This is a genomic window from Nocardia sp. NPDC052566 (assembly GCF_044547285.1).
Taxonomy (GTDB): domain Bacteria; phylum Actinomycetota; class Actinomycetes; order Mycobacteriales; family Mycobacteriaceae; genus Nocardia.
The window spans coordinates 759,194-774,473 of record NZ_JBIUAF010000001.1 but is presented as its reverse complement, the minus strand read 5'-3'; the positions used below and the strand labels follow the sequence as shown (position 1 = coordinate 774,473).

The window sequence follows — 15,280 nt, the reverse complement described above, 5'->3', positions numbered from 1 at the left end:
CGTCAGTTCTCCTCATCCGAACGTCCGCTGAGTCGTTCCACACCGCGCAGCAGCCCGCTGTGATCGAGCCCGCCGTCCCCCGCGTCGACCGCGGCGGCCATCAGCCGGGCGACCAGGGAGCCGACCGGCAGTATCACGCCCGCCGCGTTCGCCGCCGCCGTGACGATCCCCATGTCCTTGTCGTGCAACGCGATTCGGAAACCGGGCGCGAAGGACCTATTCAGCATGTTGCCCTGCTTCTGCTCCAGCACCTTCGATCCGGCCAGCCCACCACCGAGTACCCGCATGGCCGCTTCGGTGTCGACGCCGTTGGCCTCGAGAAAGACCACCGCCTCGGCGAGCGCTTGAATATTGGTGGCGACGATCAGCTGGTTCGCGGCCTTCACCGTCTGCCCGGAACCGTTGGGCCCCACATGGACCACGGTCTTGCCGACCGACTCGAACACGGGCTTCGCGGCGTCGAAGTCCGCGGCGGTACCACCGACCATGATCGACAGGCTGGCCTGCATCGCACCCGCCTCGCCGCCGGATACGGGGGCGTCCAGCAGGTGGAAGCCACGCTGCGCGGCCTGTTGCGCGAGCACGACCGTGACATCGGGCCGGATGCTGGAGAAGTCGATGATCAGCGTGCCCGGTTTCGCGTTGTCGAAGACGCCACCCGGCCCCGCCAAAACGGCTGTGACATCCGGTGAATCGGGCACCATCACGCACACCACCTCGGCGTCGCGGACCGCCTCGGCGATCGAGGTGGCCGCCTGGCCGCCGACCGCGACGAGTTCTCGGGTCTTGTCCGGGCTGCGGTTGTAACCGATCACCGGGTAACCGGCACGGGCGAGATGGACGGCCATCGGGCTGCCCATGATGCCGAGGCCGATAAAGGCGATGGTGGTCTTTTCAGGCACGAGCGGTACGCCTTTCGCGTGGGATCCAATCGAAACTGTCGGCGGCCGCGCCAGCGGCCCGGTATTCGAGTCCGACCCACCCCCGGTAGCCGCCCGCCTCGAGGTCCGTGAGCCAGCGGCCCAGCGGCAGTTCGCCGCTGCCCGGCGCACCACGCCCCGGATCGTCGGCGATCTGGACATGTCCGATCCTGGCAACGTGATCGGCGATGACCTTGTCGACATCGTCGCCATTGCAGGCCAGGTGATAGAGATCGGCGAGCAGCCGGATGTTTCCGACACCCGAATCCGCTCGGACCCGGTCGATCACGGCGACGGCATCGGCCGCGGAGCGCAGCGGGTAGCGGCTCGCACCGCTCACCGGCTCGACCAGCACCGTGCCACCGATACGGGCGGCGGCACTCGCGGCGACGGCGAGATTCGCCGCGCCCACTTCGTCCTGCCGTGCCGCCGACGCGTCGTCCACGCGATTTCCGTACAGGGCGTTGAACATTCGGCAGCCGAGCCGTTCGCCGATGCCGAGGGTGACCGCGACATTGTCGCGGAACTCCGTGGAGCGGACGGGCCAGGACACCAGTCCTCGATCCCCGCCGGGCATATCCCCCGCCGCGAAATTCAGGCCGACCAGCTCGGCGCCCGAGTTGTCGATCGCGGCGACGAACGCATCGACCTCTTTGTCGCCCGGCACCGCCTCGGCGAACGGCCACCAGAATTCGACCGCGTCGAAGCCCGCGCGCCGCGCCGCGTCGGGCCGTTCCAGCAGCGGCAATTCGGTGAACAGGATCGAACAGTTGACTTCGTAGCGCAACGAGTGCGACATGAGTCCTCCTCTCTCTCAAACCATTTCGTGGGAAGTCCGCTCGGCCACCACATTGCGCAGCCTGCCGATGCCGGAGATCTCGACCTCGACGGTGGCGCCGGAGGCCATCGGGCCGACCCCGCCAGGACTGCCGGTCAGCAGCACATCGCCGGGTTCGAGCGTGATCCACCTGGTGACGAAGGCCAGCAGCTCCCACACCCCGAACACCATGTCCGAGGTCGACTCCTGTTGCACCACACGGCCGTCGAGCCAGGTGGTGATCCGCAGCGTGGACGGATCGGCGATATCGGTCTCGATCCACGGACCGAGCGGGCAGAAGGTATCGGCGCTCTTCGCACGGGCCCACTGGCCGTCCGCGCGCCAGTCGTCCGCGGTCACGTCGTTGGCGCAGGTGTAGCCGAGCACGAACTCCGCCGCGCGCTCGACGGGGACGTCGCGTGCCGTGCGCCCGATGACGACGGCCAGCTCACCCTCGTATTCCAGCCGCGCGACGCCCGGTGGCCGCAGAATCGGCGTGCCAGGCCCGGCGATCGCGTTGGGAGTCTTGAGGAACAGCGACGGCTGCCGCGGCCACGGCAGGCCCTTCTCGATGATCTGACTGCCATAGTTGCTGCCCGCGCAGACGATGGTGCGCGGATCGCAGGGCGAAAGCAGCGTCAGCTCGGTCACTCCGGCTACTTCCGCGCCCGGTTCGGCACTCCCACTCGGGAATTCGTGCACGACATCGCCCAGCAGCACACCTCGCCCCACCAGACCGTTGAGCGAATAGCGAACAATACGCATGAAACTCTCCTATTCAGCCAGCGCCTGGCGCACCAGCTCGACCGGGTGCCACGCGGTGCGGCCCGCGCCGTGGAAGATCTGCTGCCTGCACGACACACCGGTCGCGGCGACGATGGTGTCCTCGGGTTCGGCGGCGAGCGCGGGGAACAGCCGGTCGCCGCCGACGATGAGCGAGGTCTCGTAGTGCTCGGACTCGAACCCGAACGAGCCCGCCATGCCGCAGCAGCCCGACTCGATCTCCATGACCTCGACGCCCGGAATCCGTTGCAGCAGTGCCATGGTGGCCGCCGTGCCGACCTCGGCCTTCTGATGGCAGTGACCGTGGAACACGATCCGCCGCCCCGCGAGCGGCGAATCCGCCCGCAGCGGTAGCCGTCCCGCGTCGATCGCCGCGGTGAGCAGTTCCTCCACCTGCCTGACCCGGCCCGCGATATCGCGTACCGCCGCCGAATCCGGCAGCAGTGCGGTGTGTTCGTCGCGCAGCATGAACAGGCACGAGGGCTCGCAGCCGACGATGGGCGACCCGGGCTCGGTATTCGCCGCGAGCGCGTCGATCAGCCCGGTCGCCTTCTTCTTCGCGTCGTCGAGCAGCCCCTTCGACATGCTCGACCGGCCGCAGCAGCCGCCGCCCGCCAGCTCGACGCGCCAGCCCGAGCGCTCGAGCAGTTCGATCGCCGCCTGGCCGATATGCGGCTCGGTGAAGGTGGTGAACGAATCGGCGAGCCAGTTGACCGTCCCCACCGGCGCATGGACCACGGACCGGTGCCTGCGGAACCAGCGCAGCAGGTTGACGCGCTGATAGACCGGCAGTGGACGGGCCGCCGCGATGCCGAGCGTGCGGTCCATCATCCGGCGCAGGACGCCGACCCGGCCCGGCAGGTTCGAAACCGGAGCGGTCGCCGAACCGAGCCGGTTGAGGAACCGGATCGAGCCGAAAATCCGTGAGCGCAACGGTATTCCGTGGATCTCGTGATGATGCGACAGCGTCTCGGCCTTGAGTGAGGCCATATCGACGCTCATCGGGCATTCGCTCTTGCACGCCTTGCACATCAGGCACAGATCGAGGATCTCGTGCAGCCGCTCGCCGCCGAGCGCCGCGTGCGGATCCGGTTCGGACAGCGCCTTCACCAGCGCGTTGGCCCGGCCGCGGGTGGCGTGTTCCTCGTTCTTGGTCGCGATATAGGACGGGCACATCACGCCGGTGGTGGCCTTGCGGCACAGTCCGATGTTCATGCACCGGTCCGCCGCGCCGCGCATACCGCCGACGACCTCGAACTTCAGCGCCGTCGTCAGCGGCGGCGCAGGCGGCAGCGCGTCGCGGTCGCGCAGGTTCTCGGTCATCGAGGGCGCGTCGACGATCTTGCCCGGATTCATGACGCCGTGTGGATCGAAGAGCCGCTTGACCTTTCGCATCGCCTCGTACAGCTCGTCGCCGAAGATCTCCCGGTTGAACTCGCTGCGGGCCAGGCCGTCGCCGTGCTCGCTGGAGTTCACCCCGCCGTATTCGGCGACGAGATCCTTGACGGCCTCGGCGACTGTGCGCATCTTGGCCACCTGCGCCGGATCGGTCAGGTCGACGAACGGCCTGATGTGCAGGCAGCCCACCGAGCAGTGGCCGTAGAACCCGGCGTCGAGCTCGTGCTCGTCGAGAATCTCCTTGAACCGCTTGGTGTATGCGGCCAGGTGCGCGGGATCGACGGCGGTGTCCTCGACGAAGGCGAGCGGGCGGCGGGTGCCCTCGCCCGCGGCCATCAGCAGGCCGAGGCTGGACTTGCGCACCTTGAGCAGTGCCTTCTGATCGGCGGGGGTCACCGCGCGCAGCGTGTGGTAGCCGTGCCCGTTGCGCTGCCACAGCGCGTCGAGCCGATCGAGCCCGGCGATGAGCGCGGCGTCGTCGTCACCGGAGAACGAAACGAACAGCAGCGCACCGGGATCGCCGACGAGGATGTCGCCGAGCCCGGCGTATTCGATCTTCTGCCGGGACAGGTCCAGGATGGTGCGATCCATCAGCTCGACCTGGTTGGGCGCACAGCTCAGCGCGTCGGTGGTGGCCGCGATGGCGCGCATCGTGTCGGTGAAGTGGCCGACGGCGTAGACGGTGCGCGCGGGCTTGGGCACCAGGTCGACCAGCGCGTGCGTGGCGATCACCAACGTGCCCTCCGCGCCGACCACGAACTTCGCCAGGTCGAACGGGTGGTCCGCGCCGAAGCCGAGCAGCCGGTCGAGCCGGTAGCCGCCCGCCCGCCGCCAGAACGTGGGCATCCCGTTCCTGATGATCTCCTCGTGCCCGCTGACCAAATCCGAAAGTTCTTGGTATATCCGGCCTTCCAGCGTCTGCACGGTCGCCCGGCGCTTGCGTTCGATCTCGTCGACGGGTTCGAGCCTGGCCCGCGAACCGTCGGAGAGCACGACATCCAGCGCGCGGACATGATCGATGGTCATGCCGTAGGTCAGCGAACCGCTTCCCGCGGAATTGTTTCCGATCATCCCGCCGATGGTGGCCCGGTTACTGGTCGAGGTGTCCGGCCCGAACATCAGGCCGTGCGCGGCGGCGGCCTGGTTGAGCTGATCCTGCACCACCCCGACCTCGACCAGCGCGGTGCGCGCCACCGGATCGATCTCGATGATGCGGTTCATGTGCCGGGACAGGTCGAGTACCAGCCCGGGGCCGACGGTTTGGCCCGCCAGGCTCGTGCCCGCGCCGCGCGCCACGATCGGCACACCGCGCGCTCCGGCGGCGCGCACCGCGGCGGCGACGTCGTCGGCGTGCCGCGGAAACGCCACGCCCAGTGGGGTTATCGCGTACATACTTGCGTCACGGGAGAAGATATGGCGGCTGTAGTCGTCGAAGGCGACCTCGCCGTCCATCGTCTCGCGCAGGGCGCGCTCCAGGGCGGCCGCATCGGTGACGATCGAGAGCGTCATCGGAACTCCTTGTGCTCCATAGTTGTCGGCAACAGCACCCCGGTACGGCGGCGGATCCGCCGGCACGGATCCACCGCCGCGCCGGGTCAGACGGCGCGAGCTTGATCCGGCGCCGGATCGCCTTCCATGGGCGCCGGTCCCGCCGTTGCCGTCGCCGGTTCGAGGCTCGTCGCCATGCGCAGTTTCTTGCGCAGTGTCAGCACCAGCAGTCCGGCGACACCGAAGACGGCGCCGAAGAACGCCTGGGTGAGGGCGTATCCGCCACCGCTGAGATCGCTGAGCCAGCCGCCGATATAGGGCCCGAAGAAGCTGCCCAAATTACCGACGCCGTTGATCAATCCGACGCCCGCGCCCGCGGCCGCCAAGGGCGTCAGCTTGGTGACCGTCGCCCAGAACGGCCCGTACCAGGCGATCGAGGCGGCCGTGCCGAGGATCATCGCCGTGAGCACGAGCCACTTCTGCTGCGCCGAGATCAGGCTCGCGCCGCCGAGAATCACCGCGGCACAACCGAGCACGATCGACATGTGCGCGACGTGCCCGCCTCTGCGGTCCGCCGATCGCCCGACGAGGATGATGGCGATCCCCGCCGCGATCTGCGGCAGCATCGCGACAAGGCCGACCTTCATATCGGTGTGGAATGCCTTCTTGAGCACGCTCGGCAGCCACAGCGTGAGGCCGAGCAGGCCCATCTGCGTCAACGTGTAGATGAGGGCGAAATGCCACACGATCGGACTGACGAAGGCGGCCTTGAAGGTGCCGCGGTGCTGCAGCGGTTCACCCTCCTCGATCTTGGCTCGCTCGATGTAGTCACGCTCCGCCGCCGAGAGCCACCCCGCTTTGGCCGGCGTATCGCGGATCACCGCCAGCCAGGCGATGAGTCCGACGATCAGCGGCGCGCCGCCCTGGATGATGAACATCCAGCGCCAGTCGAAGTAGGTCAGGATGATGCCGGAGAACGGCGCGGCGACGATCGCCGCGATCGGGGTGTACAGCTTGAAAATCGCGTAGGCCCTGCTTCGTTCGGCAAACGGGAACCAGGCACGGATGGTGGCGATCAGCGCGGGTTGCACGCCGCCCTCGGCCACCCCGAGCAGGAAGCGGGCGAGCAGCAGCTGGCCGATGGAGTTGGTGAAGCCCTGGGCCATCGCCGCGACGCTCCACAGCACCATCAGGATGGCGATCCACCTTCGCGCGCTCCATCTTTCGGCCATATAGCCGCCGGGAATCTGCAACAGCAGATAGCCCCAGAAGAAGATGCCGCTCGCCAAACCCTGTTGCGCTTTGGTGAGCCCCATATCGGACTCGAGGTGCGGCAGTGCGAAACTGATATTGGTACGGTCGATATAACAGATGACGTAGATGAAGACGATGACCGGCAGAATGTAGGTCCACCGCTTCATGGTGGACAGACGCCGGACAGGGGAAGTCCGCTCGGACAACGACCTACCTCCTCGTAGGTGACCGGCATGGGTGAGCGCCGGTGGGTTTTTCGGATCCCAGCTCGTGACGGAGCATTGGGCGAATCGCTCGTAGCGGAGGATCGAGAGTCGAGACCTGGCGGGGGCGGGCTTACGACGTACCCAGCGGGGAGCGAGATTTGGTGATACCTGCTGTGCGCAGGCTTATTCGGCGCGCAACACCTCGAGCGCGGCGGGCAGGCCGGCGGGATCGATGGTGACTCCGGCCAATTCGAGGCCCATCTGCACACCGGACAGCGTGCCTGCGAGCGTCAGGTCGTTGAGATCACCGAGGTGACCGATCCGGAACACCCGCCCGGCCAGCTTGCCGAGGCCGGTGCCGAGCGACATGTCGAAGCGGTCCAGGATGATTCGGCGGACCTTGTCCGCGTCGTACTCCTCGCCGAGCAGCACCGCGGTGAGGGAGCCGGAGTATTCGCGCTCGTTGACGCACAACACCTCCAGACCCCAGCCGCGCACGGCCGCCCTCGTCGCCGCGGCATGGCGGTTGTGCCGCGCGAACACCGCGGGCAATCCCTCTTCCTCGAGCATGATCAGCGCTTCGCGCAGTCCGTAGAGCAGGTTCGTCGCCGGGGTGTAGGGGTAGAAGCCGTGCTCGTTGCTGTCGAGGATGGCGGTCCAGTCCCAGTAGGACTTCGGCAGCCGCGCCGTGCGCGCCGCGGCAAGCGCCTTCTCGCTGATCGCGTTGAAGCCCAGGCCCGGCGGCAGCATCAGTCCCTTCTGTGAGCAGCCGACCGTCACGTCGACACCCCAGTCGCTGTGCCGGTAGTCGATCGATCCCAGCGAGGAGATCGTGTCGACCAGCAGCAGCGCCGGATGCTCCGCCTCGTCGATGGCGGCCCTGATCTCCGGGATCCGGCTGGTGACGCCGGTAGAGGTTTCGTTGTGCACCACCATCACCGCCGCGATGCGGTGCGCCGTATCGGCGGCGAGCCGCTCGGCGACGGCCACGGGATCGACGCCGCGGCGCCAGTCCCCCGGCACGAAATCGACGACGAGCCCGAGCCGTTGCGCCATATCCCGCCACAGCGTGGCGAAATGGCCTGTCTCGAACGCGAGTACGTGATCGCCGGGCGAAAGGGTGTTCACCAGCGCCGCTTCCCATGCGCCGGTGCCGGACGAGGGATAGACCACGACCGGTTCGGCCGTGCCGAATACCGGTTTGAGTCGTTGCAGCAGATCGAGGCCGAGTTCGGCGAATTCGGGCCCGCGGTGATCGATGGTCGGCTGCGCGATGGCGCGCAGCACCCGATCGGGGACGTTGGTCGGGCCGGGGATCTGCAGAAAATGCCGTCCACTGTGAGCGGTCATCACACCAATTTCCATCCTGTGCCGTGCTATGGCACACTGTGCCGTGAGAAGGTGCAGCAAGGGTAGGGATGTGTGACGGAGGAGTCAAGGCTTTGCGCAATGTCCTGAATACGCTCCGGGTACTCGAGGAAGTCGCGGCCCGCCAGCCCATCGGCGTCGGCGAATTGGCGCGCGTACTGGAGATGCCCAAGAGTTCGGTGCAGCGGGCGCTGGTCACCCTGGATACCGCGGGCTGGATTCGCCCCGCGGCGGGCGAGGTCACCCGATGGGTGCTGACCACCAAGGCACTGGCGGTCGGCAGCAGGGCGGGCGGCGATCTCGGCCTGCGCGGCGCGGCGTTGCCGATCATGGAGGATCTGCGCAGGCATACCGAGGAGACCGTGCACCTGACGGTGCCCGAGGGCGGCAAGATGGTGCTGATCGAGCGGCTGGAGACCGACAAGCCGGTGCGCACGGCCATGGCGCTCGGGCACGCGCTGCCCTTCCACGCCTCGGCCAACGGCAAAGCCGTTCTCGCATACAGCGATCCGGAACTCGTCGGGCAACTGCTCGGCAACGAGATGCCGCGCTACACCGACACGACGATCACCGATCCGGCCGAGTTGCGCGCCGAGCTGACGGTTGTTCGCGATCGCGGCTTCGCCGTCAACCGCGGCGAATGGCGTTCCGATGTAGGCGCGGTCGCCGCCGCGGTCCTCGACGGCAACGGGCAGCCGATCGCGAGCCTCAGCGTGAATATTCCGATCGGCCGCCTCACCGCGGAATCCGAACCGTTCTTCGGCGCCGCCGTCCACGCCGCCGCCGCGACACTCGGCGCGCGGCTCGGATAGCGTCCGCAATCACGGCCGTTCGATTACCGCACGTTGCGAGTGTGTTGAGAAGTATTACCAAACCCTCATTCCCCAGGTGACCGATTTGCGGTAGCCGCGAGCCCATGGAACTTTGCTCCCTAATTCCATGCGCTCACCGTCGAGCTCTCGTGGCTCACCTGTTCCAGGAGTGATCGTTGTGGCGAATATTCTGCACCCGCGCACCATTCGCGGTCAGCTGAATCGAATCCTCGCGCTCACACTGAGTTCGGTGCTGGTACTGCTGAGCGTCATCGCCTACCGCGAGATCGCGGAGTACCGGCGCAGCGGTGACACGCTGCGTGCCGTCGCGGTGGCGCTGGCGGTACAGGATCTTATCCACGAAACGCAGCGCGAGCGCGGCCTCAGCAACGGCCTGCTCGGCGGTGATCCGCGACTGCGGCAACAGGTTTCCGAACAACGCGAGCACACGGGCGACGCCATCGGCGCGCTCGATCTCGCGCTGGCGAACGGCGCGCCGGGTGCGGAGCGGGTGCGCACCGCGCTCGGCAAGCTGACCGGCCTGGACAACCTCAGAGCGCGGGTGGACGAACGAAATGTGGACCGACAGGCCGCATTCCAGTTCTATACCGACGCCGTCGACGCGCTCAACGGCCTGTCGTTCGGTCCAGACCACGCGCGCGACGACGCCGTCCGGCGCGGACTGGAGGCGTTGCGCGCACTGGGTGAGGCCAAGGAGCACACCGCGAAAGAGCGCGGCTTCCTCAACGGTGTCTTCGCCGCCGAGGGCTTCGGCCCCGGTGAATTCGTACAGTTCCTCGATATCCGCGCGGCGAAAGCCGCCGGCCTGGCCGCCTTCTCGCGGGACGCGACCCCGCGACAGCAGGCCGCGCTGGACGGCGCGATGCGCAGTACCGACGCGCTCGCAGCGGGAGCATCCGAGCGAATCGCCCTGGACTCCAACGGGACTCGCCCACTGCACGGGGTTGATCCGATCACCTGGTGGGCGCGGATGACGACCGTGGTCGACGATCAGCGCGCCGCGCAGCACGTTGTCGGCGCCGATATCCGGGCCCGTGCGGACGAAGTGCGCGCCGCCGCCGCGCGCAACGTGATCATCGCTCTGCTCGGCGCCGCGCTGGCCGTCGCCGCGATGGTGGCGCTGGTGATCGTCTCGGTGCGTGCCATCATCCGCCCGCTCGCCGCGCTGGCGGCCGAGGCGGACGATATCGCCACCCGTCGCATGCCCGAGGGCATCGCGGCCTGGCTGCGCTCCGGTGCGACGCAGCCCGAACCACCGCGGCGAGTATCCGCCCCGGACGGGTCGAGCATCGAAATCGCCGCCGTGGCACGCACATTGGACCGCGTGCAGCTCACCGCGTTCGAACTCGCCGCGGAGCAGGCGCTGATCCGGCGCAATACCACCGAGTCGATGGCGAACCTGGCCAGGCGCAATCAGAACCTCGTCTGCCGCCAGCTCGGCCTGATCAGCAAGTTCGAACGCGACGAGCTCGATCCCCTTGCCCTGGGCAAGCTGTTCGAGCTCGATCATCTCGCCACCCGGATGCGGCGCAACGCCGAAAGCCTGCTCGTGCTCACCGGACAGGCAGGCCAACGGCGCTGGGCCGCACCGATGCCGCTCACCGACGTGATCCACGCCGGGCTTTCCGAGGTGGACGACTATCGGCGGGTGTCGCTGCGCCGGGTGGACGAGGTCGTCATCGCGGGCGGGGTGGTCAACGAGCTGGCCCATATGCTCGCCGAGCTGATCGACAACGGATTGGCCTTCTCCCCACCGGGTCTCGAGGTCGAGATCGCCGGCCGCCGGACGCCCGGCGGCTACCTGCTCGCGGTGATCGACCACGGTATCGGCATGCCGGTCGATCAGCTGGCCATCGCGAATGCGCGGCTGCGCGGCGAACAGGACTTCGTCGTCACCGCTACTCGATACCTCGGCCACTACGTGATCGGCCGGCTGGCGCGACGTCTCGGCGTCACCGTCGAGCTGACCGCCGCCCCGATCAGCGGCATCGTGGCGCGGATGGCGCTGCCGCCGCGACTGCTCGCGACAGAGCGGGACGTCGCGCGCGCCGCATGAGCCGCGCCCCGCGTTCGCTTCGATGGCCTTGTCCGTCGAATCGACGCGCGGCCGACAAACATTGAAAAGTGGTGGCGACATTTGTCGCCACCACTTCCGGTGATCGTTTCGGCCGAGGAAATTACTAGGAAAGGTTGGCGGTCAAGGTGTATCGGGCGACCGGGCTGTGCGTGTACACGTTGATCGTGTAGCCGCCGGAGACCTGCGGGAGCTTGATGCGGCTCCACTTGGCGTCCTTGCACAGGACGACGCCGGTGGGCGAGACGATGGTGAATCGGGCCTCGCCCTGGCTCGACGTGAGGTCGGTGGTCAGGGTCTGACCTGCGCTCGCGTTGATGACGTAGGGGTTGACGTAGCCCGAGTTGACGCTGCCGCTCCACGACGAGTTGGCGTTGGCGGCGCCCGCGCCGAGTGTGGCGACGGCGATCGCGGCAACGGCTACGACGAAGCCGACGACGAGGAGGCGGAGTTTCGCGGGGATCTTTTGCATGAATCCCATAGTCGGGTCGCCGCCTAATGAATGCTTAACGCTCACTTGGCATCTCGAATAACGCCAGATCGTTCCCGAATATCGGACGCGAATGGTCCACTCACCGAACCGATTCAGCCGATCGAGTGTTCTTCCACGGGCGTGCGCAGATTCGTCCCGTTGAGTTCCAGATACAGCACCCGTTCGGTGATCGACAGGGTGACGGTATTGCGGCGTTCGAGCACGGCGACCGCCGCATCGATGAAATCGCGGTCGAAGCTGTAGAGCGGAATGTCCTCGGCGCGGTGGATCCGCTTGCCCGCGAATTGCGCGAGCACCTTCGCCGGATCGCGATGGGTGTAGATCGCGGCGCGGCCCGCGAGCTTGCTGCCCCGATGCACGCGCTCGGCGTCGGGTGCGCCGACCTCGATCCAGGCGGTGACCCGTCCGGTGAGGTCGCGGATCTGCACCGCGGGCTCGTCGGTGGCCGAGATGCCGCCGTCGCTGAAGGTGATGCCCTCCTCGTATTCGAGGCAGTAGGCCAGCAGCCTGGTCAGCATGTATTCGGCGGTCTCGGACGGGTGGCGCGCGACCCGCAGCTCCAGATCCTGGTAGACGCCGCGGTCGACGTCGGCCAGCTGGACGGCGAAGTTGTGCAGTGTTGCGCTTAGGGCCATGGGACCAGCAGCTTAGCCGGGCCGCCCGAGGTGGCATTCGACCAGTCAACGTTTAGCATTCCGGGTATGCGCCGTCGGAGGTGGCTGCTTGCCGCAGTGTGTGTGGTGGCGTTGAGCGCCAGTGGATGTATCGGTGCGGTCGAGCGCGACGGCTTCGAACACGAATTGCGCTCACGGGGTGGCGGATTGGTGAACGGGCTGACCGCGTCGGCGGTCGCCGCGGTGCGAGAACGCCTGGGAACCACCGATTTTCAAGCGAACGTGCTGATGCTGACCGCGCCGGACTCCATGCGGTTCCGCCTGGTGCTCAACGATCAGCCGAACCAGGTGACTCGATTCCTGTCCGCCTGGCCGGATCCCACCGCACGGCAGGCGACAGTGCGCCTGCGGGTGCGCAATCCGGACGGATCGCGACGGCTCGACGACTACTCGTTCACCCTCGGCGCGCTGAGCGCACCACGGCCCGTGCGGGTTTCGGCGTTCGACGATATCGACGGCGAGGGCTTCGCGATCAGCGAGGTGCCCGGCCTCGCGCGGATCGAGGACATCGTCGACACCGCGCTGACCCGCAGCGGACTCGGTGACGGGCAGGTCACCGTGCTCGTCGTGAGCCGCTTCGGCCGTGACGTCCGTATCGTCGCCAACGTCGCCTCCCCGCGGACGGAGCTGGTCGCCGAGTTCGACCACACGGGCGCGTTCCTTCGAATCCAGCAGGTGTGAGGCCATGGCGAGATTGCTCACCACCGCGGTGTCGACCGGTTTCAGCGCGGGCTTGTTCAGCACCGTGCTCCCCGTGGCGGTCTGGCCGGGTGAAGCGAAACTGACCGCGCCCCTGTTCTGTTCGGCGCCCTACCGCGAACCGATCGTGGTGTCGGATACCACCCACGACTCCGAGGGCACCTCGGTCGACTACACCCTCTATTGCGCGACAGAGCGCGGCGCGGTCACCGACGAGGGGTTCGTTCTGCCGTTCCTGGTGCTCATGGCGGTGCACATCGCGATCATCACCGCCGTGGTCTACCTCGCCGGGCTCTGGATGCGGCGCCGCACGCCCGTCGATGCGGTGACCGCCGCGTCCGAACCACGCACCTATGGTGAGGCCGAACCCCTCTGACTGTCAGCGCACGGCCGTATTCGCCGGATCGCCCGCGGTGAACCGGCGGCTCACCGCGGTACGGAACGCCTCGGCGTTCTGCGGCACCAGGCTCGCGGCGACGATCGCGACCACCGGCGCGACGACCAGCATCGAGAACGCCGCGGTGTAGGACGCCCTGTCCACGATGACGCCGAAGAGGTACGGGAAGACGATGCCCGCCGATTGCGTGCCGAACACGATCACTCCGGCCACCGTGCCGACGAACCCGGCGGGCAAGGCACGCAACGGTACCGCGAACGACGGCATCGCGCACAGCCCACTGCCCGCGCTCAGCACGGTGAGCACCACGATGAACAGCGCCACCGACGGCGTGTGCGGCAGCAGCAGCACCAGCACACCGCTGATCACCATGACCGGCACCACGATCGCGCGCGGACGGCCCTTCAGCCGATCCGAGAGCCACCCGCCCGCGACGATGCCGACCGCGGCCGCGAGGGTCGGCGCGATCGCCAGGAACGCGGCGACCGACACCTCGACGCCGTGCTCCTCCTCGAGATAGGTCGGCACCCAGGTGGTGAGCCCCCACGTCAGCCCGCCGTTGCCGAACGATATTGCGGCACAACCGATCACCGCGGGCGAGCGGAGCAGCGCCCAGGCCGGTCGGTGTTTTTCCTCGGCGTCGGCGCCCCCGGTGAACTCCGGGCGCGGCATCCACCGCACCCAGCACAGCACCACGAGCACGCCGAGCCCGGAGATGGCGAGGAACATGCCGCGCCAGCCGAGCGTCATCAGGAACACACCGGCGATCAGCGCCGCGAGCAACGTGCCGCAGGCGTTCGAGGTGTTGACCCAGCCGTTGGCGGTGGTGCGTAGCGTCGGTTCGGTGCGCTCGGCCAGTATCTGCACCGAGGCCGAGGGGAAGACGCCCTGCGTGATGCCGAACGCGCACCTGATCAGCAGCAGTGCGCCGAACGACCAGGCCAGCGCGGTGAGCCCGGTGCACACCGACCAGGCGAGCAGGCCGATCAACCCCATCCGGTAGGCCCCGAACCGATCGGCCAGCAGCCCGCTGGGAATCTGCACCGCGGCATAGGCGAGGAAGAACGCCGACACCACCATCCCGCGCTCCGCGTGATCGAGGCCGAGGGTGTCACCGATCGGCGTGAGCGCGAAATTGATGACGAAGCGATCGATGAAGTCCACGGTCCAGGCGAGAAATAGCAGCAGGATGGTCACCCGCGTGGTGCGTGTCATGGCGCCAACCCCTTTCACCAGCAACCGGGATCGGTTGTCCGCCAATCATTTCAACACGCAGATAACACGCTTGGCCAGGCGGTGAAGTAAGGGGCGCACGGTGTGCCAGCGGTTAGCTGAACGCCTGCGGCGAACTCGATCGACCAGGGCGCCGGCTCGACTGCCTCTCAGCGGGCAGTGCCGACCTTGTGGACGCGAGTCGTTGCCGCCGTGAGGGTTTCGCCGATCTTTGTGGTCGGGCGCAGTTCGGCGACGGCGCTGCCGTCGAGGCCCCTGAGTGTCGAGTGTGGTTCGTTGCGGGTGAAGGCGTGGCGTTCACCCCACTGCCGCAGCGCGACGATGGTGGTGAACAGGTCACGGCCCGCGTCGGTGAGCTCGTAGATGTGCCGCTTGCCGCCGGGGGTCGGGGCGCTGGTGAGGATGCCGTGCTCGATGAGCCTGCGAAGGCGGTCGGCGAGGATGTTCCTGGCGATCCCGAGGCGCTGCTGGAATTCGGTGAACGCGGTCGCGCCGTCCATGGCGTCGCGCACGATCAGCAGGCACCACCGATCGCCGACCAGGTCGATCGTGCGCGCTACGGGGCAGGTGGGGTCGGTCCACTCCCTCGCGGTCATGCCAACTCCTCACTATCGGTTGCAATTCGAAACCATTATGCCCTACG

At 67.7% G+C, this 15,280-nt stretch carries 14 protein-coding genes; 4 read left to right on the top strand and 10 right to left on the bottom strand.

Features of this window, described 5'->3' with window-relative positions; all coding sequences use genetic code 11:
- Window positions 1-2 precede the first annotated feature (2 nt).
- The 6 genes from ACIG5A_RS03255 to ACIG5A_RS03230 all read right to left on the bottom strand — a co-directional run bounded on the left by ACIG5A_RS03255 (window position 3) and on the right by ACIG5A_RS03230 (window position 8,216).
- The gene (locus tag ACIG5A_RS03255) at window positions 3-902 is read right to left on the bottom strand and encodes a 2-hydroxy-3-oxopropionate reductase (protein ID WP_397237159.1); all 900 of its coding nucleotides are present in this window, start codon (window positions 900-902) and stop codon (window positions 3-5) included.
- Window positions 895-1,719, bottom strand: coding sequence for a hydroxypyruvate isomerase family protein (locus ACIG5A_RS03250; protein WP_397237157.1), 825 nt, complete (start codon window positions 1,717-1,719; stop codon window positions 895-897). The genes ACIG5A_RS03255 and ACIG5A_RS03250 overlap by 8 nt, the downstream gene beginning before the upstream one ends.
- A gap of 15 nt (window positions 1,720-1,734) precedes the next feature.
- On the bottom strand, window positions 1,735-2,502 hold the full coding sequence (locus ACIG5A_RS03245; protein WP_397237155.1) for a fumarylacetoacetate hydrolase family protein: 768 nt from the start codon (window positions 2,500-2,502) through the stop codon (window positions 1,735-1,737).
- Between the two features lie 9 nt (window positions 2,503-2,511).
- A complete protein-coding gene (locus ACIG5A_RS03240) occupies window positions 2,512-5,427 on the bottom strand; it encodes an FAD-binding and (Fe-S)-binding domain-containing protein (RefSeq protein ID WP_397237153.1) in 2,916 nt (971 codons plus the stop codon).
- 86 nt (window positions 5,428-5,513) lie between these two features.
- Complete coding sequence (locus ACIG5A_RS03235; RefSeq protein WP_397237151.1) at window positions 5,514-6,866, bottom strand: MFS transporter; 1,353 nt, start codon at window positions 6,864-6,866, stop codon at window positions 5,514-5,516.
- 183 nt (window positions 6,867-7,049) lie between these two features.
- Complete coding sequence (locus ACIG5A_RS03230) at window positions 7,050-8,216, bottom strand: pyridoxal-phosphate-dependent aminotransferase family protein (RefSeq protein ID WP_397237149.1); 1,167 nt, start codon at window positions 8,214-8,216, stop codon at window positions 7,050-7,052.
- A 92-nt stretch (window positions 8,217-8,308) separates the two neighbouring features.
- On the opposite strand from ACIG5A_RS03230, the gene ACIG5A_RS03225 reads away from it, so the two are divergent.
- Window positions 8,309-9,046 (top strand): IclR family transcriptional regulator, encoded by a 738-nt coding sequence (locus ACIG5A_RS03225; protein ID WP_397237147.1) that lies wholly within the window; start codon window positions 8,309-8,311, stop codon window positions 9,044-9,046.
- 178 nt (window positions 9,047-9,224) lie between these two features.
- Window positions 9,225-11,123, top strand: coding sequence for a nitrate- and nitrite sensing domain-containing protein (locus tag ACIG5A_RS03220; protein WP_397237145.1), 1,899 nt, complete (start codon window positions 9,225-9,227; stop codon window positions 11,121-11,123).
- Between the two features lie 124 nt (window positions 11,124-11,247).
- Here ACIG5A_RS03220 and ACIG5A_RS03215 read toward each other — a convergent pair whose 3' ends face one another.
- Both ACIG5A_RS03215 and ACIG5A_RS03210 read right to left on the bottom strand, forming a co-directional pair.
- Complete coding sequence (locus ACIG5A_RS03215; RefSeq protein WP_397237143.1) at window positions 11,248-11,613, bottom strand: hypothetical protein; 366 nt, start codon at window positions 11,611-11,613, stop codon at window positions 11,248-11,250.
- A 113-nt stretch (window positions 11,614-11,726) separates the two neighbouring features.
- A complete protein-coding gene (locus ACIG5A_RS03210; RefSeq protein ID WP_397237141.1) occupies window positions 11,727-12,269 on the bottom strand; it encodes a YaeQ family protein in 543 nt (180 codons plus the stop codon).
- A 66-nt stretch (window positions 12,270-12,335) separates the two neighbouring features.
- Between ACIG5A_RS03210 and ACIG5A_RS03205 the strand changes: the two genes are divergently transcribed.
- Window positions 12,336-12,989: a hypothetical protein gene (locus ACIG5A_RS03205; protein ID WP_397237139.1), complete on the top strand. Its 654-nt coding sequence runs from the start codon at window positions 12,336-12,338 to the stop codon at window positions 12,987-12,989.
- Between the two features lie 4 nt (window positions 12,990-12,993).
- Window positions 12,994-13,383: a hypothetical protein gene (locus ACIG5A_RS03200; protein ID WP_397237137.1), complete on the top strand. Its 390-nt coding sequence runs from the start codon at window positions 12,994-12,996 to the stop codon at window positions 13,381-13,383.
- 3 nt (window positions 13,384-13,386) lie between these two features.
- On the opposite strand, the gene ACIG5A_RS03195 is transcribed toward ACIG5A_RS03200, so the two are convergent.
- Together ACIG5A_RS03195 and ACIG5A_RS03190 are read right to left on the bottom strand one after the other, a co-directional pair.
- A complete protein-coding gene (locus ACIG5A_RS03195; protein WP_397237135.1) occupies window positions 13,387-14,619 on the bottom strand; it encodes an MFS transporter in 1,233 nt (410 codons plus the stop codon).
- 167 nt (window positions 14,620-14,786) lie between these two features.
- Window positions 14,787-15,233 (bottom strand): winged helix-turn-helix transcriptional regulator, encoded by a 447-nt coding sequence (locus tag ACIG5A_RS03190; RefSeq protein WP_397237133.1) that lies wholly within the window; start codon window positions 15,231-15,233, stop codon window positions 14,787-14,789.
- Window positions 15,234-15,280: the final 47 nt, after the last annotated feature.

Coding starts and splice junctions, on each gene's coding strand:
- ACIG5A_RS03230 (WP_397237149.1), bottom strand. CDS start 8,216: ATGACCGCTCACAGTGGACGGCATTTTCTGCAGATCCCCGGCCCGACC.
- ACIG5A_RS03215 (WP_397237143.1), bottom strand. CDS start 11,613: ATGCAAAAGATCCCCGCGAAACTCCGCCTCCTCGTCGTCGGCTTCGTC.
- ACIG5A_RS03240 (WP_397237153.1), bottom strand. CDS start 5,427: ATGACGCTCTCGATCGTCACCGATGCGGCCGCCCTGGAGCGCGCCCTG.
- ACIG5A_RS03245 (WP_397237155.1), bottom strand. CDS start 2,502: ATGCGTATTGTTCGCTATTCGCTCAACGGTCTGGTGGGGCGAGGTGTG.
- ACIG5A_RS03195 (WP_397237135.1), bottom strand. CDS start 14,619: ATGACACGCACCACGCGGGTGACCATCCTGCTGCTATTTCTCGCCTGG.
- ACIG5A_RS03200 (WP_397237137.1), top strand. CDS start 12,994: ATGGCGAGATTGCTCACCACCGCGGTGTCGACCGGTTTCAGCGCGGGC.
- ACIG5A_RS03190 (WP_397237133.1), bottom strand. CDS start 15,233: ATGACCGCGAGGGAGTGGACCGACCCCACCTGCCCCGTAGCGCGCACG.
- ACIG5A_RS03205 (WP_397237139.1), top strand. CDS start 12,336: ATGCGCCGTCGGAGGTGGCTGCTTGCCGCAGTGTGTGTGGTGGCGTTG.
- ACIG5A_RS03210 (WP_397237141.1), bottom strand. CDS start 12,269: ATGGCCCTAAGCGCAACACTGCACAACTTCGCCGTCCAGCTGGCCGAC.
- ACIG5A_RS03250 (WP_397237157.1), bottom strand. CDS start 1,719: ATGTCGCACTCGTTGCGCTACGAAGTCAACTGTTCGATCCTGTTCACC.